Here is a 26,061-nt window from a genome sequence, read left to right on the forward strand (position 1 = left end):
CGTGTGGTCGGAAGTATCAGCAAAGTGAGCGTTTAAACACGTTAAGATCTCAAGGCAGTTCCGCCCGCTCAAATCATCACGCAGTCCAAAAAATCCGCCACGAACTCGTTCTTCGGATGCTCCCTGAGCTGCTGCGGCGAGCCAATCTGCTGAATGTCTCCCTCGTGCAATACCACCACTCGGTCCGCCAGTTCAAACGCCTCGTCCTGGTCATGCGTCACAAACAGCGTCGTGACCTTTGTCTCCTCATGAAACTGCCGCAGCCACTTGCGCAGCGTCTTGCGCACCTTGGCGTCCAGCGCGCCGAACGGTTCGTCCAGTAGAAGCACCTGCGGCTCCACCGCCAGCGCGCGCGCCAGCGCCACGCGTTGCTTCTGCCCGCCGCTGAGCTGGGAAGGATAGCGCGAGCCGTACCCCTCCAACGCGATCCTCCGCAGCAACTCGTTTACGGATTTGTCGATCTCCTCGTTGTCCGGCCTCGTGGCACGCGACATCACCCGCAGGCCAAACGCGATGTTTTCCGCCACCGTCATGTGATTGAATAGCGCATAGTTCTGAAACACAAAGCCCGCCTTGCGCTCATAAGCGCTGCGATTGGTCACGTCTGCGCCATGAAACTGGATGCTCCCTTCGCCCGCGTCCGCAAACTCGAGGCCCGCGATGATCCTCAGCAGAGTCGTCTTGCCGCTGCCGCTCGGCCCCAGCAGCGCCACGAGCTCGCCTGTCTTCACTTCGAGATCGACGTTTTTAAGCGCCTGGAAACTGCCAAATGTTTTTGAGATGTGGTTGATGTGGATGCTCATGCTGCTCCTCGTTGTGTGGTCGTCAGAGTTTTCAAAAACAGCGTCACCAGCGCCAGCAAAGCCAGCACGGAGGCGACGGCAAAGGCTGGGACAAACTGGTATTCATTGTACAAAACTTCGATGTGCAGCGGCACCGTGTTGGTCTTGTTGCGGATGTGGCCGCTCACCACGGACACCGCGCCAAACTCGCCCATGCTCCGTGCGTTGCACAAGATGATGCCATACAGTAGCCCCCATTTGATCTTCGGCAGCGTCACGCGCCAGAACATCTGAAATCCGTTCGCGCCCAGCGTCATCGCCGCCTCTTCTTCGGCCTGCCCCTGCGCCTCCATCTGAGGGGCCAGAACCCGCGCCACGAAGGTGAAGGTCACGAAGATCGTGCTCAGGACGATTCCCGGCAGAGCGAAGATGATCTTGATCCCATGCTCCTTCAGCGCGGGGCCGAAGAGCCCCTGCGCCCCAAACAGCAGCACATAGATCATGCCCGCGATCACCGGAGAAACCCACAGAGGCAGCTCGATGAGAGAGCCAAGGAACCGCCTGCCACGAAACTGAAAGCGCGAAAGGCACCATGCCGCCGCCAGGCCAAAAAGTGTGTTCAGCGGCACCGTGATCGCCGCCACCTTCAGCGTCAGCCAGATTGCGTGCATCGTCGCCCTGTCATCAAACGCCCCGGTGAAACCCTCCCAGCCCTTGCGGAACGCCTCCTGAAAAATGATCACCAGCGGCAGCACAAACATCAGCCCCATGAATGTCACTGCCGTGCCGATGATGAGACCACGCGTAAAAAATGAATCCGCCGTCGCCTTGCGCGGCCTCGTGGTCCGGATGTGTGTCTCAATGATTGCTGCCATAAAAAAATACCAATTGCTCTGCGTCGTCTCTAAATCGTCCTGTGTGCGTTGGGCTCTGCTGCATCACTGCCTCATCTGCCCGTCCTCTTCCGGCTCCACTCTGTGAGTAAATTTGAAACCACCAGAATGGTGAACGACGCCGCCAGCATCACCACGCCGATCGTCGCCGCTCCGGAGTAATCATACTCCTCCAGCCTCATCGTGATCAGCAGCGGAGCGATCTCCGTCTTAAACGGCAGATTGCCCGAAATGAACACCACGCTGCCGTACTCACCCACAGCACGGCCAAAGGCCAGCGTCATGCCTGCGAGAGTCGAAGGTAGCAGGGCAGGGAAGACCACCCGCGTCATGGTCTGCCATCGATTCGCGCCCAGGCAGGCCGCAGCCTCCTCCACATCCATGGAGAGATCCGCGATCACCGGCTGCAGCGTGCGCACCACAAACGGAAACCCTACAAACGTCAATGCGATGGTGATGCCCAGCGGCGCGTAGGCCGCCTTGATGTCATGATGCCCCAGCCAGGCGCCGATCCATCCGTTCGGCGCATAAAGCGTCACCAGTGCGATGCCCGCCACCGCCGTCGGCAGCGCGAAGGGCAGGTCCACCATCGCGTCCAGCAGCCGCCTCCCTGGGAAAGAATAGCGCTCCAGCGCCCAGGCGGTGATGAGCCCAAACACCGCATTCACCAGTGCCGCTGCAAAGGCGGTGCCAAAGCTCAGCTTCAGCGATGCAATCACCCGCGCCTGCGTGAGTGTGTTCACCACATGCTCCCAGCTGCCACTTGTGGCTTTCCACACCAGCATGGACAGCGGAAAGAGCACGATCAGGCTCAAATACGTGATGGTAAAGCCGAGTGACAGCTTGAACCCAGGCAGGATGTGACGTGGTCGGGACAAGAGTGTGGAGGATCGAGGTTGCTTGAGTGAGGAGAGTCAGCAGGAATGCGCCTCATGAAAAGAGGCGCATTCCGGAAAGCCGGCAGAGGGTGCCATCAGGTCACTTCTTCTGGTAGATCTGGTCAAAAATGCCGCCGTCGTCGAAGTGCTTCTTCTGCGCTTTGTTCCAGCCGCCGAAATCGCCGTCGATGGTCACGAGGTTCAGCTTCGGAAAGCGCGCGCTGTACTTCGCCGCTGCCGCCGCATCACGGGGGCGGTAGTAGTTTTTGCCAATGATGTCCTGCGCTTCAGGTGTGTAGAGGTATTCCAGGTAGGCTTTGGCCACTTCTGCAGTGCCCTTTTTCTCCGCATTCTTGTCCACAACGGCCACGGTGGGCTCGGCGAGGATGCTCAGGCTCGGAACGATGATCTTCGTCTGCCCGGGGAACTCGCGCTGGATCAGCCACGCTTCGTTTTCCCAGGAGAGAAACACATCGCCGATGCCGCGCTGCGCAAAGGTTGTCGTCGCGGCCCGTGCGCCCGTGTCCAGCACCGGCACGTTTTTGTACAATGCGGAGATGAACTCCTTTGCCTTCGCTTCGCTGCCCGTCTTCTTCAGTGCGTAGGCCCAGGCCGCGAGATAGTTCCACCGCGCACCGCCGGATGTCTTTGGATTCGGAGTAATCACGTTGACGCCCTCCTTTACCAGATCATCCCAGTCCTGGATGTTCTTCGGATTGTCCTTGCGCACCACAAATACGATCGTGCTCGTATACGGCGCGCTGCTATTTGGAAGTCGCTTCTGCCAGTCCTTCGCGATCAGCCCAGCCTGCTGCCCGATCACGTCAATGTCTCCCGCCAGCGCCAGCGTCACCACGTCGGCCTCCAGGCCGTCGATGACCGCCCGCGCCTGCTTGCCCGACCCGCCGTGCGACTGGTCGATGCTGACCTTTTTGCCCGTGGTTTCCTTGTAGTGCTTTGCAAACGCCTTGTTGAATTCCGAATACAGCTCCCGCGTGGGATCGTAGGAGACATTGAGCAGTTCAAAATCCGCCGCGTGAGCCGTGAAACTGAGCAGCAGGGTGGAGAGGAGTGGGAGGTATGTTTTCATGATATAATAAGATAGTATGTTGTGGTAGTCAGTTGCAAATAAGCCTGGACACGTTTTAGAAGAAGCGGCGGCTGAGCTGGAAATAGGCGAAGTTCGTGTGGTCCCGGTGCAGCTGTGACTTCACATAGCCACCCGATTGGAAATAGGAGTAGCCTACGGTGATCTCCGTCTTGGCATCCCATGCGTAGCGTGCGCGGATGTCATATTCGTTGCCGAGGAAGTTTCCGCTGGCACCGCTCTTGTCCTGCACCTGGATCACATTGCCCACCGAATAGACATCCGTCGCACTGTCCAGCCAGTAGGCGCTCCAGTTCATGTCAAGGCGCAGATTGTGCCTGGGCTTGATCTCCAGCCGCACGGTGGGCGTGCTGATGTTTTGATAGGCGATGTAATCATTCGCCGACCACGCGCGGCCAAAGCCGTAGAAGCGCTGAAAGCGGTTGTCCTTGTTGTCGTTGGGGTTGTGGTCGCCGCTGGCGTATCCATAAAAGAGGCTCAAGCGGGGTTTCCATGGCTGGGAGGTCCAGGTGTAGCCTACCTCAAAGGTGCCTGCATAGGCTTGGATGCTCCGGGTTCCGTTCCTGCCCGTCTGATAGGTGAAGCTGAAATCATAATCCAGGCCGGTGGTGCCCACCACGCCGTAGGCGCGCAGACCTGGCGAGTGCACCTGATAGGTGGTGATGCCAGGCAGGGGAGACTGGTTCATGGCCAGGTAGTAGGGCTCCAGTGTCACAATGTCGGACCAGCCTCTCCAGTGGCCGATCACTCCATACACCCATTGCTTCGGCACCGGGCTGTCCCAGGCGTACTTCTGCCGGTTCAGCGCCTGCACCGCCAGCAGATCCACCTGCCAGTCATTGCTCTCCTGGCCCAGGCTGCCTACAAATCCTTTGAAGGTGTTCGCCGTGTTGCGCCATTCGTTGTTGGCGAGGAGGCGGCGGTCCAGGAATTCGAAGTTGTGAATTCCGTAGCGCACGCTGAGCGGACGGATGTTTCCGATGGCGTCGTGTCCGAGCATGTTCTTGAAATACAGCTCGCCATACAGGCGGGTGATCGCGAACTCGTTCACATCGCGGTTGTCACGTGCATACTGGCTGTTCTCACGCCGTGAGTCCTGCATCTCAAAGGCAAAGCGGAACGGGTCCAGGATGTCCTTGATGCCAACGTAGGCCCGCGTGCGGTGCAGCAACGGCTGGTCCAGCGATGCATTCACGCGCCGGATGTCGTTGTCCCGGTACTCATAGCGGAAGCGGTAGTCGAGGCCGATGTCCAGCCACTTCGTGTTCAGCAGGGAGTCGATGCCAAGTTCACTGGCATTGCGCGCGAACTTCGGCGGATCCGTGTCCCGCGTGGTTCCGAAGCTGAGGGGATTTTGATAAAAGGTGCCGCGTGTGATTTTCTTTGGCTCTGCGGCTGTGGCAGCACCTGCTGCTAGAAGCAGCAGGATTCCGGTCTTGAATGCCTCGTGAATTCCGACCTTTCTCCGTTGGGTGTTTTTTGTCTTCATGTCTGGCGTGTTCGGGTTTGTATTGTGGGTGTTGATGTCAGGGCGAGCATGCCAGCGGCGTGGCTCGATCATTATCTGACAAAAATATATACGGCAAGTAGGAATTAAAATTTTTAATGCACAAGAAGTGGCGTTGCGGCCTGGCGCGGTCTGCGCCGAAGCATCAGAACACCGGTGAGTCCCGGCAGCAGCAGCATGGCCCGTGTGGGCTCAGGCACGGCTGCGAGCACGCCCAAGGACAGCGTTCCATCGGAATACAGATGGCTCCAGTCCCATTCCAGCCCGATGCCGCTGAGGTCCGGCAGGCCGCTCACATTTCCCTGCTGCTCGCTTTCTGGAAGATTGTCAAAACGCGTGCTCACGCTGGTCCAGTCGAAAAGCTTCCACGTCGATCCCGCCGTCCACGCTTCGCTGGTGGCTGGCAGGTTGGTATGAATCTCCAGCGTCGCACCTGCAAGCGTGATCGTGCCACCATTGAAGTCGATCAAGTCATTGTTCCCCGCCTGTGCATTCAGCGCTCCGCTCGCACCACCATCCGTGATATCGAGCACGATCGCTCCACTCAGCGAGTATCCCGCATCTGCCCGCAGCATGAGCATTTGCGCATCATTCACGCCCGCTTGTCCCGCAAAAAGCGTGCCGTCTCTCTGCAGCGTCACCGTCCCGCTGGTTCCCAGTGCGCCGCTGCCGCCGAGGCTCGCACCGCTGCCGATGATCACGCTGCCGCTGCCCGTGGCAGATCCCGTGCGGTTGTTCAGCACCAGTGTGCCACCGCTCACCGTGGTGCTTCCGCTGTAGGTGCTCGCTCCTGCGAGAATCCACAGTCCGGCATCCTGCTTTACCACCGCCACTGCATTGGTGCCGCTGGTTCCTGCGCCTGTGTTGTTGGTGATCGCGCCCTGGATCGTGTTTTCATTCGTGTTGCCGCCTCCGAGGCTCAGCACCCGCGCCGTTCCGGCTCCGGTGGCGCCCACCGTCACGGCGCTGTTGAACGTGCTGGCAGTAAATACCAGCGCCCCGGTTCCGTTGCTCAGGATCGTTGCGCCGCCAGTAGCCGCGGCCCCCGTGCCGCTGCCGATCTGAATGCGCCGGTTGCTGCTGTCCCCGCCGCCGAGGTAGCTCAGCGTGCCGGTGTTTGCCGTGCTGCCAAAACGGATGATCCCCGACGTGGCGTCCTTGTCCCCGGTGCCGAGGGAGCCTGCCACCCCGATGTTTCCGAGTGAATCGATTTCCGTCACGCCGTTGTTCAGCTGCGTCTGTCCGGTATAGACGTTGTTTCCTTCCAGTCGCAGTGTTCCATCGTTGCCCTTCACCAGGCCAAAGCCTCCGCTGATGACGCCGGACACCAGCACATCCACCGCCGCGTTTGGGCTGTTGTTCACTGTGAGCGTGCGGTCGGCTGTTAGCACCAGGTCCGTGGAGATCGTCGCTTGTCCGTTTTCAAATCCTGCGCTTCCCACATTGTAGGTCAGATTTCCGCCGGGGGTAAAACTGCCTCCCGCAAGGCTGCTGACGAGGTTGATGGTCTGCCCGCCCACCGTCGTCGCAACAGCGCCCAAAGTCACACCGCCGCTGACACCCGCGCTCGTTTCTCCCACATCCACCGTGCCTGCATTGATCGTCAGGCTCGATGAAGTCGAAACGCTGCCACTGCCATTCAGCGCCAGGGTGCCACCGTTCACAATGGTCGCGCCCGTGTAGCTGTTGCCAGCCGTCAGACTGAGCGTGCCGCTGCCTGAATAGATGAGACCATTCGCAAAGGCGTTGCCGTTCACCACCGCGCCGTTGATCGTGACATTTCCCGTACCGGTGATCGTGCGGTTCCGCGCCGCAGTGTCCACGTTGACGTTGAGCTGAAATCCGCCCAGCACCAGCGTTGCGCCGCTGCCTGTTCCTTGATTCACCGTCAGGATGCGTGTGCCGCTGATCGAGTTCCACTGCACCTCTCCCATTGTCAGTGTGCTGCCGCTGTTCAGCGTGATGTCCCGGTTCGCATTGCCGATCGTCACGGTTCCCGTGCCAAGGTTCAGGCTGTTCGTGCCGATGAATGCCACACTCCCATTCCATGCCACCGCATTGCTCGTGCTCAGCGTCAGCGCCGCGCCGCTGCCATTGTCCAGCGCGCCTCCGCCCAGTGTCAGTGTCCCAAAGCCGAGTGCATAGTCGCCGTTCAGCACCAGGGTCCCCGCGCTCAGAGTTGTGCCACCGGTATAAGTGTTCACGCCGGAAAGAATCCACGTGCCTGCGTCCGCCTTCGTCACTGCCAGCGTGCCGCCGCCATCCGCCAGCACGCCTTTCCATTCGTTTGCTCCCGAGTTGTTGCCACCCAGGGTCAGCGTCCTCGTTCCCGCGTTTGCATTGGAGACCACACCTGTAAATATCAGTGCTCCGGTGCCATTGTTGGTCACCGACCCGCCTCCCGTACCTGTGGCTGGCAGTGAGATATTGCGGTTCGTGGATGTCCCGCTTCCCGTATAGTTCAGTGTTCCCGTCTGCGTTGTGCTTCCCAGATTGATCGACGTTCCCGCGCCCGCAGCGCTGCTCGTGCCACTGTCCGCCAGCGAGTTCACCGTCAGCGTGCCCTGATTCACCGAGACCGCGCCGGTAAAGCTGCTTGCACCGGAGAGTGTCCACGCACCCGCGCCTGATTTCACCACGGTCAGCGCACCGCCGCTGCTGTCCGTCAGTGCCGCCTGGATTTCATTGGCGCCCGCGTTGCTGCCATTCAGCGTGAATGTCTTCGCCCCCGTGCCCGCATTGGAAAAGCCGCCGGTAAAAATCAGAGCCCCGCTGCCGCTGTTCGTAATGGTGCCGCCGCCCGACCCAGCAGATGCCAGCACAAGCGCACGATTCGTTGTTCCGCCGGTGCCGGTGTAATTTAGCGCGCCCGCCTGCGCGCCACTTCCCAGGTTGATCGTCGTGCCCGCGCCAAGCGCGCTTGCCACACCGCTGTCCGCCACGCTGTTGACAAAGAGAGTCGCGCGATTCACCGAAACCGCGCCCGAGAAGGTGTTCAGCCCGGAAAGAATCCACGTGCCCGTGTCTCCCTTCGTCACCGCCACCACCCCGCCGAGTCCGCCATCTGAAATGATTCCCTGAAAATCGTTGTTTGTGGCGCTGCCATTCAGCGTGAGCGTCTTGCTCCCGGATGTGGCCGCATTGGTCACATTGCCCGTGAGCACCAGCGCTCCCGTGCCGCTCGCGTCGATCGTCGCGCCTCCTGCGCCTGTGGAATTGAGGTTGATCGTTCGGTTCATCGATGCCGCCGCGCCCGTGTAGCTCAGCGTCCCAGTTTGCGCAGCGCTTCCGAAGTTGATGACACCGCCCGCACCCAGCGCGCTGCTCACACCGCCATCGGCCACGCTGTTCACCTCGAGAATCCCCTGGTTGATGGAAACATTCCCCATGAAGGTGTTCACCGCGCTTAGCAGCCACGTGCCGCCGTTTGTTTTCGTCAGTGAAAGCGTGCCGCTGCCATTTCCCAGCACGCTGCGGATCTCATTGCTGTCCAGGCTGCTGCCGCCCAGCGTCAGCACCTTTGCGCCCGTGCCCGCATTGGTGAACGTCCCGGTGAAGACCAGCGCTCCCGTGCCGTTGCTGTTGATCGTTGCCGTGCCTGTCGTGGTGGCCGCCAGGTTCACCGTGCGGTTCGTGGAGGCTGCCGCACCCGTGTAGGTCAGTGCACCCGCCGCCGTGGTGCCGCTGCCGAGGTTGATCACACCGCCCGCTCCCAGCGCGCTGCTTACACCGCTGTCTGCGATGCTGCTCACGCTCAGCGTCCCCTGGCTCACCGACACCGCTCCGCTGAATGTGTTCGTCCCAGACAGCACCGTCGTGCCCGTGCCAGACTTGATGAAGCCAAAAGAGCCGCCGCTTTCGCTGATCGGTCCTTCGATCACAAAGGTCGTTGTGGACGCCGCCGTCACCGTTCGCGTGCCGCTCAGGATCAGCCCCAGGCTCAGCGTGTGCGTATGCGTGCCGGTGGTGCCCGTGGAGGTGATGTTTCCTCCCAAAGTGACGGCATTTCCCGTCAGCGTAAATCCCGTGTTCGTCCCGGCATCATTCGCAAAGTTCAGCGCATTCGTGCCGCCTAGCGTGAGGCCGGTCAGATCATTCGTGTTCGAAAGATTCGCCACGCCCGCCGTCGTCAGATCAAAGACCAGGCTGTCGCCATTGGCGGGCAAGGTGTTGCTGCTGTTCCAGTTTGTATTCACTCCGCTGCTTCCGCCTGCCCAGCTCGTATTCACATCTCCCAGCCACGTCAGCGTGGCCGCGGGTGCGGACAAGGAGGCAAGGGAGAGTGCCAGGACGAAACGTAGGGACAGCGTGTGCATGGGAGTATCGGGGGAAGGGGGCCCGTCGCTCCGTTTCATGACGGTCACGCAGTGCAGGGGGATTCAGCCTTGGGCCTTCCGATGTGTCGGATCAGCACTCATTCTTCCATCCGTCCTCGGACGTTGAAAGAACAAACATATCAAAATAATAGGAATTAAGTGCAGCGTTAAGTCCTATTCGGCAAATAGGATATCGACTTTTTCGCTAAAAATTGACGAAGCTTCTGCCACGCCATCTCCACTCATCGTGCTTCATCGAAGGACCGGCCTCACACCCGCGCGCCCATCAGCACCTTCATCACATCATCCATCGTGATCCATCCGCACATCTCGCCCGCCTGGTTATCCACCAGAGCCGCAATCTCGTGCTGCTCCAGGTACAACGTCAGCAGCTGTGTTAGCGAGGCCCGCCCGTCAATGTGCATCACCGGCCGGATGAGATTCGTCCATTCCGCCTGCGGTGTTTGCAGATTCTGCACAAACAGCTCACGCACACGCACATAGCCGCAGATGTTGATGGCGCTGCCGTCCGGACTCACTGGATAGCTGCGGTGCAGTTTGGGCCCCAGGTCCGCAACATTCTGCGCCAGCGTCTTGCGAAGGTCAAAAATCTTCACCGCCGCATGCGGCACCATTGCCGTTTTCACCAGGCGTGCGCTCAGCGTTGCCGCATGGATCATGATGATCTCCTCGCGGTTGTGCAGCAGCTGCTCCGCGCGTGCGGACTGCACCAGTGTGATGATGTCCATGATCTGGTCGCTCCGGCCGCGCTGCTCGCCTGTACCGTGCTTGAGTTTCTCACAAAATCTCTCCATCAGCAGCACCAGGGGATGGCATGCCCATAGCATCGCCCGCAGCGGCGTGATGATCTGCGGTGCCAGCCGGGCTGCATGATGCACGCCGATGATCTTCGGAGCCATCTCGCCGCCGAAAAGCACCGCCACGCTGATGATGATGGAAAAGACCCACAGCCACTCCGCGCCGTAGATCGCACTGAAGAGCGCGCCCGCCAGCGTGGCCAGACCGGTGTTCGCCAGCGTGTTGAAAAACAGGATCGCCGAGATCGGCCGCTCGATCTGGCTCTTCATCGCCAGCCAGTGCGCGGCGTTTTTCATCCCGCGCCTTTCTTGCAGTTTTAGATCCAGCGGATTCAGCGTCAGCAGCACCGCCTCGCTCATCGAGCAGATGAAGGAGACCGCCAGTACCGTGGCGGAAATGAGGAGTAAAAAGAGAATCATGGTGCATGGGGCCTCAGGGCGGGCCCCTGCCGAGCTGCCGCCTGTTTATCCATGGCAGCGCCGGCACTACTCACAGGTTTGGAGCATAGGACTGCAGCTCGCGGTAGCGCTCCAGAATCGTCTTCACTCCGCGCACCGTCGCCGCCACTTGATGGGGCAGTGGAGCGAGAGCAGGTGTCTCAAACACGATCTCCAGCGGCTTCGGAAACTGCTCCGCAGGGGCGGTCAGCATGCCCAGGTAGCCCTCACGGATGATGCCACGCTCCGCCAGAAAGCCGTCGATCACCTGCGCGTCATTGCGCGGCAGGATCGCAGACGCCTCTTCCAGCGCGGGCAGCAGCAGGTGCTCACTAAGGAAGGAGCCGCCTGCAAATCCATAGAGCCCCTCGCTTTCGCTGTCAGAATGCAGCGAGATGATGCCGTCGTACTTTTCCCGGCGCAGTTCGCTTTCCAGATACTGTACCTCCGGCTCGTCGGACTCGCTCCAGAACTGCCGGTTTAAATCCAGCCCCTTGATGGAGTGCCGCGTGTTGGACCTGCGCCCCGTCGGATTGCATACCGGATAGATGTGCAGCTCATAGTCATGCAGTTCTGCTGGCTGCTCCGAGGCCCAGCGAATCAGCTCAAAGGCCGCCAGTGTGCCCGCCTCTTCATCGCCATGAATGCCGGCAAAGATGGCAAACTTAAATCCATAGCCTGGCTTCTCGGGCTTTGAGATGATTTTTGGGATGAAGGTGCCGCGCTCGATCTCGGCGGTGTCTTCCCGCAGCTCAAAATGGCGGCGGCGTGTGATGGGGCGGGGGATGCTGTCTCCCGAATAAATCAATGATGTGGGGATGGCGGACATAGGATGTGAGCAAAGTTATTTTCCAGCTTGGTTGCGTGCGTCTTCGGCGAGGGCGGTGGAGAGGTAGCGTTCACCGGTGCTGCACCCCACGGTCACGATGAGTCTTCCGGCGTTTTCCGGACGCGCCGCCACCTGCAGCGCCGCCCACACATTGGCTCCCGTGGAGATGCCCACCAGCAGCCCTTCCTCCAGGGCCAGACGCTGCGCGGTGCGGATGGCGTCTTCATTGCTCACGGTGATCACTTCATCCACGATCTCCAGGTTCAGATTCTTCGGCACAAATCCCGCGCCCGTGCCCTGGATCTTGTGTGGCCCTGGCACCAGCGGCTGCCCGGTGCGCGTCTGCGTGATCACCGGAGAGGCCGCAGGCTCCACCGCGATGGCGCGAAATCCTTCCTTGCGTGCCTTGATCACCTCGCTCACGCCCGTGATTGTGCCGCCCGTGCCCACCGCAGCCACAAAAAGGTCGATCTTCCCCTCTGTGTCCTTCCAGATTTCCTCCGCTGTTGTCCTGCGGTGCACCGCAGGATTGGATGGATTTTCAAACTGCTGCGGGATCCACGAGTTTGGAGTCGCCGCATGCAGTTCGTTCGCTTTTTCCAGCGCTCCCTTCATGCCCTTCGTCCCCGGTGTCAGCACCACCTCCGCGCCCAGCAGCGCCAGCAGGGTGCGTCTCTCCAGGCTCATTGTTTCAGGCATCGTCAAAATCAGCCGGTAGCCCTTCGCGGCCGCCACAAAGGCCAGCGCTATCCCCGTGTTTCCCGAAGTCGGCTCGATGATCGTCGTGCCCGGCTTCAGCCGTCCGTCCGCTTCAGCGTCTTCGATCATTGCGCGCCCTATGCGGTCTTTCACGCTTCCCAGCGGCTCCTTAAATTCACCCTTCAGCGCGATCGTTGCGTTCACTCCGGCAGCGATTCGGTTCAGTTTGATCAACGGTGTGCGGCCGATGCTCTCAAGAATGCTTTGATGGTAGGACATGGTGTGTTTCAGAGGTTAAGTTTTTTCGTTCGTCAAAAAGGGTCATGTCAGTCTCACGCCTTACGTGCCAGGGGTGGCACCGTGGGCTCTCCCCCCAGGCGCGTCTTCTCGGTGCTCTCCACCTGTGTCACCCGGCCTTCGTGCACGATGATCTGCACGGAGCCAAATCTCAGCGCGGCCACCTTCTGCCTCACAATTTCGATCCAGGGTTCTGCTTCAGTTTCTTCGGTTTGCCGGGCCATGATGTCGTCGTTGGTGGTGGTTCGTGGGTGCGATCTCTTTCGTGGAAGAGATGCTCAGGTCTGTGCGCCATGTATTATTTTATAAATATACACTGAGCAAGTAGGAATAAAGAAATTTTATCTCCCACCTCTTTCACGCTCCAGCAAAAAACAGAAGCCCCTCCTGGTCGCTCAGTCCTCCTTTTTACCCATCCCTCCCCATACCACCCCTCAAATCATCAATCGTAATTCGTAAATCCTATGCGCCCTGATCCAGCAGCACCGCCAGAAATCCGTCCGCCGGGTCCGCATGCTTGGGGCTTCCCGCCTTTTTCTTTGCGGGCTTTCTGCTGGTCGTGCATTGCTCCTGCTTGCGCAGCGTCACCTCCACCACGTTCTCCAGCGTGTACTTGTCCAGAATGTTCGCGATCGCATTGCGCACGTCGATCATAAGCATGCGCAGTCCGCAGTGGGTTTCATCCGGGCAGGAGCACTTCTCGTACTCCGTCTCGCTCGCGCAGCCGATCGGCGCCAGCTTCCCGTCGATCAAGCGCACGATCTCGCCCATTTTGATGGTCTTCATCGGCCTGGCCAGACGTGTGCCGCCATATTTTCCGCGCACGCTCTCCACATACCCGGCCGTGCGCAGTTCAAATAGAATGGCCTCCAGAAACTTGAACGGCAGGTGCTCCTGCTCCGCCAGTGTAGAGACCGAGATCACGCCCTCGTTCTGGTGTTCGGCTATGCCCAGCCGGATCATGGTGCGTAACGCATATTCGCCTCGTTTGGTCAGTCGCATATCTCTTTGGTAGCTATGCCCTGTCAAACCACAGCGAGCAAGTAGGATTATTCCCGCCAAAACTCACGACGGCCTCCCGCCCGCACATTAGAATCAGGGAAAGCCTGTCTATTTGCCTCTTGTGTATTCGCTCACGCGGCGGTCTCTTCCCACGCATGGCAAAGAGCAGTTCTTCCTTTTCATCTTTTTTGGATGCATGATCACATGAACACGCCCCGTCGAGAATCCATCCTCATCGTGGACGATCAGGAGGAGAACCTCCGTGTCGTTGGCAATGTGCTCACCCTCATGCACTACGAGGTCTTCCTCGCGTCCAATGCAGAGGAGGCCTTTCTCCAGCTCGCCCAGCATTCTCCGGATCTCATCCTGCTCGATGTCATGATGCCGGAGATTGATGGTCTTACTGTCTGCGTCCGCCTCAAGTCCCACCCCCGCTGGGCAGACATTCCCGTCATATTTCTCTCCGCTGACGATGACAAAAACAGCATCGTCCAGGCTCTGGAGACTGGCGGTGTGGACTACGTGACAAAGCCCTTCAACCGCGCTGAACTCGTCTCGCGCGTCCGCACCCAGCTCGCTCTCAAGCACGCACGGGACAGGCTCCGCGCTCTTGCGGAGGACAAGGACGAGATCCTTGGCATCCTCGCCCACGACCTGAAAAACAGCCTCGCCGGCATGAAGCTCAGCGCCGGTCTTCTTCAGACGAAGAACACCGAGCTTCCCCCCGCCTGCTCCCCTCTGGTGGACAATATCATGGACGCCACCGAGCGCATGCTCGCTTTCATGCAGGAGTTCCTCGCCAACCAGCGCGCCGAGCACCTCCAGATCAAGCACATCCCCGTGAGCATCGGCGATGTCCTCGCGCGCGTCATTTCGCGCCACCAGGCTGTCGCCCAGGTCAAAAAGATCACGCTTACAGCGCACATCCCCAAGTTTCCCATTCACGTCACCGGCGATCCCGAAGGCGTCTCCCAGGTCTTGGAAAATCTCGTTTCAAACGCCATCAAGTTTTCCTCTTCCGGCTGCGAAGTTGTCGTCACTCTCGATCATCCCGTCGCTGGAGTGGTGAAGTGCCACGTGCGGGACAATGGCCCCGGCTTCACCGCCGACGATCGCGCCCGCCTTTTCCGCCGCTATGGCCGTCTCAGCGCCCAGCCCACCGGCCACGAATCCTCCACCGGCCTTGGCCTCTTCATTGTCAAGCGTTTGGTGGATGCCATGTCCGGCTCCATCATCTTAGCGGAAAATTGCGGCTCGGGTTCTGAGTTCATCATCTCCTGGCCGCTGGCACATTCCCATTCCTAAACCATTGCGCTCCCGCTTAAACATACAGCGGGAGCCTGATGCGTAAAATAGAGACAGTGCAGGGGAGGGGGCTGTTTTCCATCATGGTGTCATTCCTCCACTCTTTCCCACACCGTCTTTGACAAGTCCGTCCGGCTAATGCGGCGCGATATCATAGTTGTAAACCCATTCATAAAAACCTCTCTTCATTACGACTATGAGAACCTCCTTCTTCTCTCCTGCGCCCGTAACGGCGGAAACTCTCAAAAAAGACGTCCGCATGCTGGCGGATGACACCCTCAAAGTGGCACGCCAGCAGGTCGTGGAGCCCACCATGGATGCAGCGCGTCGTGCCAGAGCCTATGCCAATGACGCACTGCAGGAGACTCGCGACCGCCTCTCACGTCAGGTCACTCAGGCGGAGCGTTACGCCTCCGCTCAGTATGATCAGACGGCTCGCTGGGTCATCACTCATCCTTTGAAATCAGTCGGCATCGCACTCGCCATCGGCGTCGTGCTTTCCAGCCTGTTCTCTTCCAGGCGCTGACCCCGCGCTTTCTTATCTGCCTTTCCGCGCACGGCATGGACGTTGTTTCTCGACGTCCCTGCCGCTGCTTTTTCTTGTGCCCACCTCTTTTATCGCAGCCTAGCCCCATGTCTGTTGTGTCGGATCATTTTCAGCGCCGCATGCCCGTCGGGGCGGAAATCCAGCCCTCCGGAGGCGTCCACTTTCGCACCTGGGCACCGGCTTCAAAAAAAGTCTCCGTCCAGCTCGCTCAGTGGGAGGATCTCGCGGACGCCGTGGAGATTCCGCTCAAATCAGAGGCTGGAGGGTACTGGTCCGCTTTCTGTCCCACGGCGCATGTCGGCATGCATTACCGCTTCTTGCTGGACAGCGGCTCATTCCCGGACCCCGCCTCCCGCTTTCAGCCCAGTGGCCCGCATGGCGCTTCTCAGATCGTCGATCCATCGAGCTATGCGTGGCTCGACGGCGCATGGTGCGGTGTCACGCGCGAGTCCCAGGTCATCTATGAGATGCACATCGGCTCCTTCACTGAGGAGGGCACCTGGACTGCGGCCATGGCACAGCTCCCTCATCTTGCAGAACTCGGAGTCACCCTTCTGGAGGTCATGCCCGTGGCGGATTTTCCCGGCCGTTTCGGCTGGGGCTACGACGGCGTGAACCTCTTCGCCCCCACCCGCCTCTACGGCAGCCCGGACGACTTCCGCCGCTTCGTGGACCGCGCTCATGAGCTGGAGATGGGCGTCATCCTAGATGTCGTTTACAATCACCTTGGTCCGGACGGCAACTTCCTCAAGGAGTTCTCCCCCTGCTACTTCACATCAAGATATACCACGGACTGGGGGGAGCCGCCCAACTTCGACGGCGATAACTCAGCTCCCGTCCGCGAGCTCTTCCTCTCAAACGCCGCCTACTGGATCGAAGAATACCACCTCGATGGTCTTCGCCTGGATGCCACCCAGAACATCTACGACGCTTCAAAAGATCACATCCTCGCCGCCATCACCCGTCGCGTGCACTCAGCCGCTCGCGGGCGCGGAGTTTACATCGTTGGTGAAAACGAGTGCCAGCATGCGCACCTCATCCGCCCTCGTTCGCAGGGAGGCTACGGCCTGGACTCGCTGTGGAATGATGATTTCCACCACACCGCCATCGTCGCCATGACCGGGCGCAATGAAGCCTACTACACGGACTATCACGGCTCCTCCCAGGAGTTCGTCTCTTCCGCAAAATGGGGCTTTCTCTTCCAGGGGCAGCGCTACAAATGGCAGAAGGCACGTCGCGGCACTCCCTGCTTTGATCTCGCGCCCGGAAACTTCGTGAACTTCCTTCAAAATCACGATCAGATCGCCAATTCCCTCTGGGGGCGTCGTGCTCATACGCTCACCAGTGCGGCAAAGCTGCGCGCCCTCACAGCGCTCCTCCTTCTCGGCCCCAATACCCCCATGCTGTTTCAGGGCCAGGAGTTCGCCGCCTCCTCTCCATTCCTCTACTTTGCCGATCACCGGCCAGACCTCGCCGTCCTTGTCGCCAAAGGTCGTGAGGAGTTCCTCGCCCAGTTTCCCAGCATCGCCTCGGAGGACGTTGCCAAACTCATCCCCAATCCGGAGAGCGAAGCCACCTTCCGCCGCTGCAAGCTCGACTTCGCCGACCGCGAAAGAAACAGCGACGTCCTTCTCCTTCACCGCGATCTCCTCACCCTGCGCAGGGAGGACCCTCTCCTCGGCAATGCACAGCGCGGTACCTTTGACGGCGCTGTCCTTAGCGCCTCCGCCTTCGTGCTCCGCTTCTTCGGTCATGATCAAAATGACCGCCTCCTCCTCATCAATCTTGGCCCCCACCTCCATCTCGATCCCGCGCCGGAGCCTTTGCTCGCCCCTCCCCTCGGCTGCGTTTGGCAGACTGCATGGTCCAGCGAGGATCCCCGCTATGGCGGTGGCGGCACGCCTCCCATCGACTCGGATGACAACTGGAACCTCCCCGCTGAATCCGCCGCACTTCTCACCCCCATCTCCGCACCATGAATGCTGAAATCAATCGCCGCATCGATGTCGCCCAGGCCCAGGCAGACAACGCGCGTGAAATCCTCCGTCGTGAATGGCTCATCACAAACGGCCTCGGTGGCTACGGCTCCGGCACCATCTGCGGCATGGTGTCCAGACGTTACCACGGTCTCCTCGTTGCCGCGCTGCCCGCTCCATTCGGTCGCGTCGTCATGCTCAATCACCTCGCCGAGCATCTCCGCCTCAGCGAGGGCCGCTCCGTTCTCATTGGCGGGGAGGAATCTCGCACCGCTGGTGAAAATGGCACCCAGGAGCACTACGTGAAGGAGTTCCGCTTGGAGCATGGTCTGCCCGTCTGGGTCTTTGAGGCCTGGGGTTACACCATCGAGAAGCGTCTCCTCCTCATCCACGGGCAGAACACCGTGCACATCACCTACCGCCTCCTCTCCGGCCAGGATAGCGCAAAGCTCGAGCTCTGCCCCTCCGTGCACTTCCGCCGTTACGAGCACGATGTCGCCGAGCCTTTCGTTTCTGGTTATTCGCTCCTCATCAATGAACGCCGCTATGAGATCGCCACCGCCGGCCTGCCCTACGCGCTGCGCCTTTATGTCAGCGATGAAAAAGCCTGCTTCCGCTATGAAGGCGGCCAGGTCCGCGAGATCGGCTATCAGACCGAGGCAGACCGCGGCTACCACTCCCGCGGCATGCTTTGGACTCCCGGCGCCTTCACCATGGATCTCCGGTCGGACCGCCCCGTCACCCTCGTCGCTTCCACCGAAGACTGGCCTTCCATCCTCGCCATCGATCCCGCCTCAGCGCTCGCTGCGGATGTTGCGCGCCGTCAGCGTCTCGTCAGCGTCGCAGGCCCGCTCGCGCAGTCAGACACTGCGGCGGAGCTCGTGCTCGCGGCAGACCAGTTCATCATTACTCCCGCCGGGCGCGTGGAAGACACCGCTCGTGCCAAGGCCGGTGGCGACGAAGTCCGCACTGTCATCGCCGGCTACCATTGGTTCACAGACTGGGGCCGCGATACCATGATCAGCCTCGAAGGTCTCACGCTCTCCACCGGTCGTCATCACGAAGCAGGCTGGATCCTCAAAACCTTCGCTCACTACATCCGCGACGGACTCATCCCAAACTACTTCCCTGATGGCGAGCGCGAAGGCGTCTATCACACCGCAGACGCCACCCTCTGGTTTTTCCATGCCTTGGATCGTTACGTCGAAACCACGCATGATCGCGCCACGCTTCGGCTCCTTCTGCCCAAACTGGTGGACATAGTGGAGCACCACCTCCGCGGCACACGCTTCGGCATCGGCGTCGATCATACGGACGGTCTCCTGCGCCAGGGGGCCGAAGGCTACCAGCTCACCTGGATGGATGCCAAAGTGGATGGCTGGGTCGTCACTCCACGCCGTGGCAAGGCCGTCGAAATCAATGCCCTCTGGTACAATGCCCTTTGCCTCCTCTCCGGCTGGCTCCGCGCCGAGCAGGGCGAAGACGCCGCACGTTCCTTCGAGGCTCACGCCCAGAAAGCCCGCGACTCCTTCAATCGCCGCTTCTGGTCCCCAGATCGCAAATGCCTCCTCGATGTCGTGGACGGCGAGCACGGCGATGACCCCGCTGTCCGCCCCAATCAAATCTTCAGTGTCTCCCTCCGGCATCCCGTGCTTGATGAGTCGCACTGGGCCGCCGTCGTTGAAAAAGTCCGCGCCGATCTCCTCACCCCGGTCGGTCTCCGTTCACTCTCGCGCGATCACCCAGACTACAAGGCCCGCTACTTCGGCGATCTTCGCGCCCGCGATGCCGCTTATCATCAGGGCACCGTCTGGGCCTGGCTCATCGGTCCCTTCATCGATGCCTGGCTCAAAGTTCACCCTGAAGACCACGCCGGTGCCCGCAACTTCCTCCACGGCCTCATCGAGCATCTCGATGAAGGCTGCGTTGGTTCCATCAGCGAAGTCTTCGATGCCGAAGCCCCCTACACCCAGCGCGCCTGCATCGCCCAAGCCTGGTCCGTCGCCGAAGTCCTTCGCTGCTGGGTCAAAACCGAGCCAACGGCGCCCGACCCTGCTCCACCTCCGGCTGCCGACTCCGCACAGTAACCATCTCAATTCGCAAGAAAGTCGATTGTTCTCATCATCCGCTAATAGAAGAACATCGGACATGGAGCGCTGAATAATCGCACAGCGACGAGAGATCACGACAAATCCTCTCCTCCCATCCACACGCGTGAAACTCAGGCAGGAGCGGGACCATCCTGGTCCCGCAATCCCTTCGCTGGATCTACCATGTTCATTTATGTCCGCATGCCAAAAAGAGAAGAGTCACCCACGTCTTGACCCCGCCCTTCGCCCTCAGATCACAAAATCATTAATCCACACGCTCCCTCACTAACACTCCGAACGGCATCTCCCCCAGCAACTCCTTCACTCCCAGCGCTCCCTCCCGAAACTCCCGTCCCGTAAACACATCCCGATAAACCGTTTCGCCTGCCTCATCCACATGCGGCACCGAGATCTCCGTATCTCCCCACACCGCGCCCACCGGCGGAAATCCCAGCTCCGCCGCATGCCTCGGCACGATCACCAGCATCACCTCATCCCCCTCACGCCGCTCAAACGCCACCACCTTGTCTGCATGTACACCCCGCGCTGTGAGGCCCGCATAACTCCCTCGCGTAAACAGAGTCGGCTTCTCTTTCCGCAGTTTCAGCAGCTGGTGAATCGTGAGCATCTTGATCCTTCCGTCGCGCCAGTGCTCCAGCAGGATCTGCGGCGTCGCGCGTCCCAGGCCGTCCAGCCGTTGCTGCCGTAGCGGGAAGTCCACAGCCCGCCGGTTGTCCGGATCCACCAGGCTCAGGTCCCAAAGCTCACAGCCCTGGTAAATGTCCGGCACCCCGGGACACGTTAGCTTCAGCACCGTTTGTGTCAGAGAGTTGATCGCGCCGGCCTGCTCCACATCCCTCACCAGCAGTGCCACGCTTTGCGGAAAACGGTTCCGTCCGCCCGATGCCAGAATCTCCGCGATGAAATCGCTCACCGCCCCATCCCAGGCCACATTCGGCTCGATCCAGCTGCTGTTCACCTTCGCCTCATGCCCCGCCTTCAGCATGTAGTCCTGCATCCGCTGCACAAACTCCGCGCGGTTTCCCTCGTGCAGACCCTCCAGTGGCCATGCGCCTGCCAGCGTCTGGTAGAGCAGGTATTCCTCGTTTGCGTCCGGTGCCACTTCACCGTCGATCAGTCTGCGATGCTTCCGGTTCATCACCTGCCACCGCCGCACCGCGCGGCTCCATTCCTCCGGCATTTCCGCCAGCGCGGCCACCCGCGCTCGCGTGTCCTCGCTGCGCTTCGTGTCATGCGTTGAGGTTGTCAGCATGCAGTGCGGCAGCGCCGCCTGCCGCTGTTCGTTCAGCCGGTGAAAGGCCTCCAGCGTCGCCCCTCCCGCCACCGGTTCCCCTCCCACCTCGTTCAGCGCCACCAGCCGGTTGTACACATAAAATGCCGTGTCCTCCACTCCCTTTGCTGTGATGGGCCCGGTGCTTTGCTGAAATTTCAGCACAAACTTCCGCCGCAGCTCCTCATCCACTGGGTGCGCATTGTCCTTCGGCAGCAGCAGCACATCCCGCAAAAAGTCAAACACAGACCGCTCCAGCGCTTGATTGCGCCGCCGTGCCAGCGCCAGCGCCCGGCTGATCACTCGCCGGTCTGTCTCGTCTGCTGGCTGCGCCGGATCAAGATACGTCCGATAAACAGGAAAGCACGCGATCACCTCCCTCACCGCCATCGTCAGCGCATTCACCGTAAAGTCCCGGTACCACCGGTGGCTTTCAGAGATGCGGTCCAGCAGCGTCCCCAGCACGTTCACCTCGCTCGCCATCGAGCTTTCCATCACCAGCTTTTTGCTCCGGTACACGATCTCCGCATAGTCCGCATGCGCTCCTGTCAGCCGCTCGTACGCCGCGCTTATCGCATCATCGTTCTGTGCCGGCACCATCATCTGCACCAGTTGGTTGGCAAACTCATACCCCGTCGTGCCTTGCACCGGCCAGTCCGCTCTCAGCTTCTCATCCCTTCCCAGAATCTTCTCCACCAGCAGGTACAGTCCATCGCCTCCGCGCTCGCGCAGCCGCTGCAGGTACTCCTTCGGATACGCCAGCCCGTCGATGTGGTCGATCCTTACACCCGACAGATGCCCTGCGTCAATCAGTTCAAACAGCAGCCGGTGCGTCGCCTCAAACACCTCCGGCAGCTCCATGCGGATCGCCGCCAGCGTGTTCACATCAAAGAATCGCCGGTAGTTGATCTCCTCCGCAGCCACCCGCCACGAGCTCAGCCTGTAAGACTGCTCACCCAGCAGTTCGTCCATCCGGTCAAAATGCATCTCATCTTCAGGATCGTTCCACGCCGCCACCACGCCTAGGATCGCCTCTCCCACCTCCGGCACCTCTGCACACAGCCGCTTCAGCCGCTCACGGATCACCCCGCACTCGCGCACCCGCTCCGCGATCCGGTCCGGATCCGTCTCTGTTCGCGGCGGCAGGTGTTCGATCGCTGTCAGGATGCTCTCCAGCTCCGCCGGTGCCGACGTCAGTTTCGTCACCACCTGCCGCAGCAGCGGGCGCGTCGTGCGTGGTGCCAGCGGCAGATTGTACTCGTCATGCTGGATGGTGAACTCACCATCCGCGAACATCAGTCTGAAGCCGCCTCCCTCCAGTGTTCTGCCATATTGCTCCCCCAGCACCGGCAGCAGCACCTTGTCCGTCAGCTCGCTCTTCAGCGGCTGCCAGTCGATGTCAAAAAATCGCGCATAGGCGGATGCGGGTCCGTTCTTCAGCACATCACGCCACCACGGATTCATCGCATGCTCGATCCCCATGTGGTTCGGCACGAAATCCACGATCAATCCCAGTCCATGCGCTTTCAATTCTGCCGAAAACGCCTCAAACTCCTCCCGTGTCCCGATCTCCGGATTCAGCTCATTGTGGTCATACACATCATACCCGTGCGTGCTTCCCGGCGCTGCCCGAAAAAACGGAGAGGCGTACACATGGCTGATCCCCAGCCGCGCCAGATAATGCACCACTTCCTTCGCCTGGGAAAAAGTAAAACAACGTTGGAATTGCAGTCGGTAAGTAGCCGTCGGTATCACACTCATGTTTCCATGATTCGCCCCCAATCACCCTCCTGGCCGCATCTCTCCTCCTTTATTCAAAGCTCAGCGTTCGGTTTACATCTTTGCAGCATGGCGTCCGGTGCTTGCCGGTTTTCATTCTTCATGATTCATCCTTTGTCACACGGCACCACCAGCACCGGAATCGTCGCCGCTTTCAAAACATCCGCCGTCATCGAGCCAATAAAAAAATGGTACAGCGCGCTGTGATGGTGCGTCCCCATCACGATCAGATCCGCTCGCAGCATGTTGGTTTGATTGATCACTGTCTCCGCCAGCGGTCCCTTCGCCTGCCGTGCCGTTGCACTCACACCCGCCTGGGTGAGATTCCGCAGCAGTTCCTCCAGGCGCCTCTCATCCTCGCGCACCGTTTCCAAAGAGGGCTCCACCGGAATTGGCGGCACCTCTGCTCCGTACGTTGCCACCGGGATCTCCAGCGGCGTCACATGCAGCAGCACCACCTGGCTGCCCAGGGCGGATGCCAGCATCTGGGCATGTTTCAGCACCTTGGAGGCGGCATCGGTAAAGTCCACGAGCGCAACAATCGTTTTCATCGGGTTCCTTTCGTTTGCATTGCTTTCTTTAAATAAATTGTTCCTCAGGGAGGCCCATGCTGCGCGGCGTAGCACGGCGCACGCGGCCCTGCGAAGCGGTACACCTCACGAAAGCCCGCACGCATCAGTGCTTGCGTCGCCTCCTCCGCTTCGATGCAGGCTGTGTTCGTCTCATACAGCACGATCGCCTCATGGTTCTCCACGCCGAGGCATCTTACTTTCTCCACAAAATCACGGCATCGCGTCTCCGGCAGCTGCGTCTGCTCCACCACCTCGTTAGGCAGCACATCGATCAAGGCATAGCGCCGGTTGCGCTCCTGCCATTCTTCAAGCTCATGCAGACTGATCGTTTTCATGGCCGCGTGCGGGTGAGTTTCAGGAAGTTCCATGTGTGATCTTCGACTTTTCCTTTGAAAGCGTTTTCGCTATCATCGTTTCCAGATTCGAGATGTTGATCGGCTTCGTCAGGTGCTCCAAAAAACCCGCGTCCAGGCTCCTCTTCAAATCATGCTCCATGCCATAGCCGCTCACTGCGATCGCCCGCACCGGCCAGCGTTGGTGCAGCTTGTTCATCAGGTCCCATCCCGTCCCGTCAGAAAGCCCGATGTCACAGATCATGAGGTCCGGTGAGGCGATGGAAAACTGCTCATAGGCCGCCGCCACACTGCCCGCCGCCCGCACTTGAAAGCCCTTGCGTTGCAGCACCCGCGCCAGCGCTCGCCGGGTGTCATCATGGTCTTCCACCACCAGGATGCTCTTGCCGCGCACCGTCTGACCTTGGTTCGGCACCACGGGGTCCGTCACTGCAGGTTTGTCCTTGGAGGACGGGATGCGTATCCGGAAGAGCGCTCCCTTGTTGGGTCCCTGGCTCTCCGCCTGGATCGTTCCGCCATGTCCTTCCACCACCGCACGCGTGATCGCCAGCCCCAGTCCTATCCCCGTTGCCGTCGGATTCGGTTTGATCGGATGAAACGTCCCAAACACCCCCGGCAGCCGCTCAGGTTCGATCCCCTGGCCGTCATCGCTGACCTCGATGACCACGCTGTCATGATCATTCGCCGTGCGGATGTTCACATGCCCGTGCGGCTTGGTAAACTTGATTGCATTCTTCAGCAGATTCCAGAACACTTGGTTCAGCCTCGCGGATTCACCCATCACCATCGGGTTTTCCGCCTCCAGCTTGCAGCTCAGTTGGATCCTCTTCTCCTCAAGGCCCTCCTGGCAGATCTCCAGCGCTCCCTCGATGCAGCGGTGAATGTCCACCGGATTCTTTTCAATCTTCAGCCGCCCGCTGGAAATCTGCGTTAGATCCAGCAGATCATCGATGAGCCTCGCCTCCAGCTCCACGTTTCGCTGGATCACGGCAAACGTCTCCCGCAGCGCCGGCGTCAGCGTGCTGTCGCCGCTCGTCGCAGACACCAGGGATAATACCGGCGTCAGTGGCGTCCGCAGCTCATGGCTGAGCATCGCCAGAAAATCATCCTTCGCTGAATTCGCCGCCCGCAGCTCTTCATTGTGCACGCTGGACTCCGCATACAGCCGCTTCAGTTCCTGCTGCTGCTCTTCCATCCGCCGTTCCACCCGCACCTGATAGATGGCGTTGTTCACCGCCAGTCGGACCGCATCCGCGGTGGCGTTTGTCTTCACAAGGCAGTCCAAGGCGCCGGCTTTCATCAGCGCCACGGCCGTTTCCTGGCCGCCTCCCGCCGTCAGCACGATCACGGGGAAGGGGAGCTTTCCTTGCGCATCCGTTACCGCCCGCAAAAAATCCAGAGCACTACCGTCCGCCACCTGCTGGCACAGCACTACGCAGTCTGGCTTCCTGCCTGTCAGCATTTTCAGCGCCGCGCCGATCGTGTCAGCTTCCAGCACGGTGTACGCGAAGTTCGAATCGCAGCGGAGGTGACCGATCACATTGCCGCGATCCTCAGCATCCCCGTCGATTATCAGTAAAGTTCTTTCCTGCATGGAGTTGGGTTGTTTGGCGCTCCGGAGTTCATCTCCGGCATCGCCCCTCACACCTTTCATTCGTCCCTCATCCGCCTCCCGGCTTTGTGCTTCTGCCATTCCATTTTTATCTGACGTCTCCGCAGGGGCGCATCCTGAACTCCCGCCACCCCTGCAGGGAGGATAGAAAGGTGCCTTCAGGCTCACACCATTCCTCCTTCTCGCGGGTGCCACGCTTCCTCTTCCAGCGTGCGCCCCAGCCTCGTCCGGTGGGCCGTCAGTGTTCCTGTCCATGGCTGAAGCAGGTACCCCAGTTCCTTCGGGTTGGATGTTGGCGCCAGCCAGCGGTGCCAGTCCGCCGGCCGCAATATCACCGGCATTCGCTCCTGGCCTTGGCGCACCATTTCGTTGGCCCGCGTCGTCAGGACCGCATAGCCCTCCGTGCTTCCTCCCTTGCCTTGCGGCAGCCTCGCCCAGATCCCCGCAAACACCATCGGCTCATCATACGGCAGGCGGTATTCCGTCACCTCATCCCCCCTCTCACCGGCATGCCATTCATAAAATGATTCGGCGATCACCAGGCAGCGCGAGCTTTCAAATGTCCCCCTGCAGCTCGGCTTCTCAGTGATCGTTTCCGCCCTTGCAGTGATCAGTGGCCGCGGCAGCCACCTCAGCGTGATCCCCCAGCGCATCATCTCGATCTCCGCCGGCTTTTCTCCTTGCGCTCTTACCACCGGCCCCGCTCGCATCGGCGCATGGTGGCGGTTCTCATGCATGTCCGGCTGCTCCAGCAGCAGTCTTCGCGCGGCCTTCGCCACGCTTCCCGTGGAAATCGTATAACGTGTGTTCATGGCATCCCATGGTAGTTTCGAATGCTTGGACACCCACGGACTTCTTTCCCTTCGCAAAATTTCTCCCTGTTGGAAAAAGAAATCCAAATCTCACCAGTCCGCCCGCCCCGCCGCCGCCGATTCTTCCCGCTCGCCGCCATCTTCACTGCTCCACCGT

General features: G+C 60.2%; 19 protein-coding genes and 1 pseudogene. 4 read left to right on the top strand and 16 right to left on the bottom strand.

Going from position 1 to position 26,061, the window contains the following annotated elements:
- Nucleotides 1-86: 86 nt before the first annotated feature.
- From ACILSR_RS06180 to ACILSR_RS06230, 11 genes and pseudogenes are all read right to left on the bottom strand, one after another.
- Nucleotides 87-803, bottom strand: a pseudogene (locus ACILSR_RS06180) (sulfate/molybdate ABC transporter ATP-binding protein); the annotation flags it as partial.
- Entirely contained in the window at nucleotides 800-1,657 is an 858-nt protein-coding gene (gene cysW / locus ACILSR_RS06185; protein ID WP_395748859.1) for a sulfate ABC transporter permease subunit CysW, read from the bottom strand. The gene cysW and the pseudogene ACILSR_RS06180, both read right to left, overlap by 4 nt.
- Nucleotides 1,658-1,728: 71 nt before the next feature.
- Nucleotides 1,729-2,553, bottom strand: a complete 825-nt coding sequence (gene cysT / locus ACILSR_RS06190) for a sulfate ABC transporter permease subunit CysT (RefSeq protein ID WP_395748860.1) — start codon at nucleotides 2,551-2,553, stop codon at nucleotides 1,729-1,731.
- Between the two features lie 100 nt (nucleotides 2,554-2,653).
- The gene (locus ACILSR_RS06195) at nucleotides 2,654-3,643 is read right to left on the bottom strand and encodes a sulfate ABC transporter substrate-binding protein (protein WP_395748861.1); all 990 of its coding nucleotides are present in this window, start codon (nucleotides 3,641-3,643) and stop codon (nucleotides 2,654-2,656) included.
- 55 nt (nucleotides 3,644-3,698) lie between these two features.
- Nucleotides 3,699-5,150, bottom strand: coding sequence for an alginate export family protein (locus ACILSR_RS06200; RefSeq protein WP_395748862.1), 1,452 nt, complete (start codon nucleotides 5,148-5,150; stop codon nucleotides 3,699-3,701).
- Nucleotides 5,151-5,263: 113 nt separating this feature from the next.
- Nucleotides 5,264-9,484, bottom strand: coding sequence for a beta strand repeat-containing protein (locus ACILSR_RS06205; protein ID WP_395748863.1), 4,221 nt, complete (start codon nucleotides 9,482-9,484; stop codon nucleotides 5,264-5,266).
- 269 nt (nucleotides 9,485-9,753) lie between these two features.
- A complete protein-coding gene (locus ACILSR_RS06210; RefSeq protein ID WP_395748864.1) occupies nucleotides 9,754-10,722 on the bottom strand; it encodes a CNNM domain-containing protein in 969 nt (322 codons plus the stop codon).
- A gap of 70 nt (nucleotides 10,723-10,792) precedes the next feature.
- Nucleotides 10,793-11,569 carry a succinylglutamate desuccinylase/aspartoacylase family protein gene (locus tag ACILSR_RS06215; protein ID WP_395748865.1) on the bottom strand — a complete coding sequence of 259 codons (777 nt, stop codon included), beginning with the start codon at nucleotides 11,567-11,569 and terminating at the stop codon, nucleotides 10,793-10,795.
- 15 nt (nucleotides 11,570-11,584) lie between these two features.
- Nucleotides 11,585-12,547 carry a cysteine synthase A gene (cysK, locus tag ACILSR_RS06220; protein ID WP_395748866.1) on the bottom strand — a complete coding sequence of 321 codons (963 nt, stop codon included), beginning with the start codon at nucleotides 12,545-12,547 and terminating at the stop codon, nucleotides 11,585-11,587.
- Between the two features lie 53 nt (nucleotides 12,548-12,600).
- Entirely contained in the window at nucleotides 12,601-12,789 is a 189-nt protein-coding gene (locus ACILSR_RS06225) for a YezD family protein (RefSeq protein ID WP_395748867.1), read from the bottom strand.
- A gap of 238 nt (nucleotides 12,790-13,027) precedes the next feature.
- Entirely contained in the window at nucleotides 13,028-13,567 is a 540-nt protein-coding gene (locus ACILSR_RS06230) for an RrF2 family transcriptional regulator (protein ID WP_395748868.1), read from the bottom strand.
- 204 nt (nucleotides 13,568-13,771) lie between these two features.
- On the opposite strand from ACILSR_RS06230, the gene ACILSR_RS06235 reads away from it, so the two are divergent.
- The 4 genes from ACILSR_RS06235 to ACILSR_RS06250 all read left to right on the top strand — a co-directional run bounded on the left by ACILSR_RS06235 (nucleotide 13,772) and on the right by ACILSR_RS06250 (nucleotide 19,482).
- Entirely contained in the window at nucleotides 13,772-14,872 is a 1,101-nt protein-coding gene (locus tag ACILSR_RS06235; protein ID WP_395748869.1) for a response regulator, read from the top strand.
- A 196-nt stretch (nucleotides 14,873-15,068) separates the two neighbouring features.
- Nucleotides 15,069-15,398 carry a YqjD family protein gene (locus ACILSR_RS06240; protein ID WP_395748870.1) on the top strand — a complete coding sequence of 110 codons (330 nt, stop codon included), beginning with the start codon at nucleotides 15,069-15,071 and terminating at the stop codon, nucleotides 15,396-15,398.
- Between the two features lie 107 nt (nucleotides 15,399-15,505).
- Nucleotides 15,506-17,398, top strand: a complete 1,893-nt coding sequence (gene treZ / locus ACILSR_RS06245) for a malto-oligosyltrehalose trehalohydrolase (protein WP_395748871.1) — start codon at nucleotides 15,506-15,508, stop codon at nucleotides 17,396-17,398.
- On the top strand, nucleotides 17,395-19,482 hold the full coding sequence (locus ACILSR_RS06250; protein ID WP_395748872.1) for an amylo-alpha-1,6-glucosidase: 2,088 nt from the start codon (nucleotides 17,395-17,397) through the stop codon (nucleotides 19,480-19,482). The genes treZ and ACILSR_RS06250 overlap by 4 nt, the downstream gene beginning before the upstream one ends.
- A gap of 268 nt (nucleotides 19,483-19,750) precedes the next feature.
- Here the strand turns inward: ACILSR_RS06250 and treY are convergent, their stop codons facing one another.
- The 5 genes from treY to ACILSR_RS06275 form a co-directional block, all read right to left on the bottom strand.
- Nucleotides 19,751-22,537, bottom strand: coding sequence for a malto-oligosyltrehalose synthase (gene treY / locus ACILSR_RS06255; protein ID WP_395748873.1), 2,787 nt, complete (start codon nucleotides 22,535-22,537; stop codon nucleotides 19,751-19,753).
- Between the two features lie 125 nt (nucleotides 22,538-22,662).
- Nucleotides 22,663-23,106 (bottom strand): universal stress protein, encoded by a 444-nt coding sequence (locus ACILSR_RS06260; protein ID WP_395748874.1) that lies wholly within the window; start codon nucleotides 23,104-23,106, stop codon nucleotides 22,663-22,665.
- Nucleotides 23,107-23,150: 44 nt separating this feature from the next.
- Nucleotides 23,151-23,462 carry a hypothetical protein gene (locus ACILSR_RS06265; RefSeq protein ID WP_395748875.1) on the bottom strand — a complete coding sequence of 104 codons (312 nt, stop codon included), beginning with the start codon at nucleotides 23,460-23,462 and terminating at the stop codon, nucleotides 23,151-23,153.
- A 19-nt stretch (nucleotides 23,463-23,481) separates the two neighbouring features.
- Nucleotides 23,482-25,074 (bottom strand): response regulator, encoded by a 1,593-nt coding sequence (locus tag ACILSR_RS06270; RefSeq protein WP_395748876.1) that lies wholly within the window; start codon nucleotides 25,072-25,074, stop codon nucleotides 23,482-23,484.
- A 182-nt stretch (nucleotides 25,075-25,256) separates the two neighbouring features.
- Nucleotides 25,257-25,904, bottom strand: coding sequence for an SOS response-associated peptidase (locus tag ACILSR_RS06275; protein ID WP_395748877.1), 648 nt, complete (start codon nucleotides 25,902-25,904; stop codon nucleotides 25,257-25,259).
- Between the last annotated feature and the right edge of the window lie 157 nt (nucleotides 25,905-26,061).

This window comes from Prosthecobacter sp. (assembly GCF_044222565.1).
In the GTDB taxonomy this organism is placed as follows: domain Bacteria; phylum Verrucomicrobiota; class Verrucomicrobiia; order Verrucomicrobiales; family Verrucomicrobiaceae; genus Prosthecobacter.

Coding starts and splice junctions, on each gene's coding strand:
- ACILSR_RS06235 (WP_395748869.1), top strand. CDS start 13,772: ATGAACACGCCCCGTCGAGAATCCATCCTCATCGTGGACGATCAGGAG.
- ACILSR_RS06205 (WP_395748863.1), bottom strand. CDS start 9,484: ATGCACACGCTGTCCCTACGTTTCGTCCTGGCACTCTCCCTTGCCTCC.
- cysW (WP_395748859.1), bottom strand. CDS start 1,657: ATGGCAGCAATCATTGAGACACACATCCGGACCACGAGGCCGCGCAAG.
- ACILSR_RS06195 (WP_395748861.1), bottom strand. CDS start 3,643: ATGAAAACATACCTCCCACTCCTCTCCACCCTGCTGCTCAGTTTCACG.
- ACILSR_RS06250 (WP_395748872.1), top strand. CDS start 17,395: ATGAATGCTGAAATCAATCGCCGCATCGATGTCGCCCAGGCCCAGGCA.
- ACILSR_RS06270 (WP_395748876.1), bottom strand. CDS start 25,074: ATGCAGGAAAGAACTTTACTGATAATCGACGGGGATGCTGAGGATCGC.
- cysK (WP_395748866.1), bottom strand. CDS start 12,547: ATGTCCTACCATCAAAGCATTCTTGAGAGCATCGGCCGCACACCGTTG.
- ACILSR_RS06215 (WP_395748865.1), bottom strand. CDS start 11,569: ATGTCCGCCATCCCCACATCATTGATTTATTCGGGAGACAGCATCCCC.
- ACILSR_RS06230 (WP_395748868.1), bottom strand. CDS start 13,567: ATGCGACTGACCAAACGAGGCGAATATGCGTTACGCACCATGATCCGG.
- treY (WP_395748873.1), bottom strand. CDS start 22,537: ATGAGTGTGATACCGACGGCTACTTACCGACTGCAATTCCAACGTTGT.
- ACILSR_RS06225 (WP_395748867.1), bottom strand. CDS start 12,789: ATGGCCCGGCAAACCGAAGAAACTGAAGCAGAACCCTGGATCGAAATT.
- ACILSR_RS06240 (WP_395748870.1), top strand. CDS start 15,069: ATGAGAACCTCCTTCTTCTCTCCTGCGCCCGTAACGGCGGAAACTCTC.
- ACILSR_RS06265 (WP_395748875.1), bottom strand. CDS start 23,462: ATGAAAACGATCAGTCTGCATGAGCTTGAAGAATGGCAGGAGCGCAAC.
- ACILSR_RS06275 (WP_395748877.1), bottom strand. CDS start 25,904: ATGAACACACGTTATACGATTTCCACGGGAAGCGTGGCGAAGGCCGCG.
- ACILSR_RS06200 (WP_395748862.1), bottom strand. CDS start 5,150: ATGAAGACAAAAAACACCCAACGGAGAAAGGTCGGAATTCACGAGGCA.
- ACILSR_RS06260 (WP_395748874.1), bottom strand. CDS start 23,106: ATGAAAACGATTGTTGCGCTCGTGGACTTTACCGATGCCGCCTCCAAG.
- ACILSR_RS06210 (WP_395748864.1), bottom strand. CDS start 10,722: ATGATTCTCTTTTTACTCCTCATTTCCGCCACGGTACTGGCGGTCTCC.
- treZ (WP_395748871.1), top strand. CDS start 15,506: ATGTCTGTTGTGTCGGATCATTTTCAGCGCCGCATGCCCGTCGGGGCG.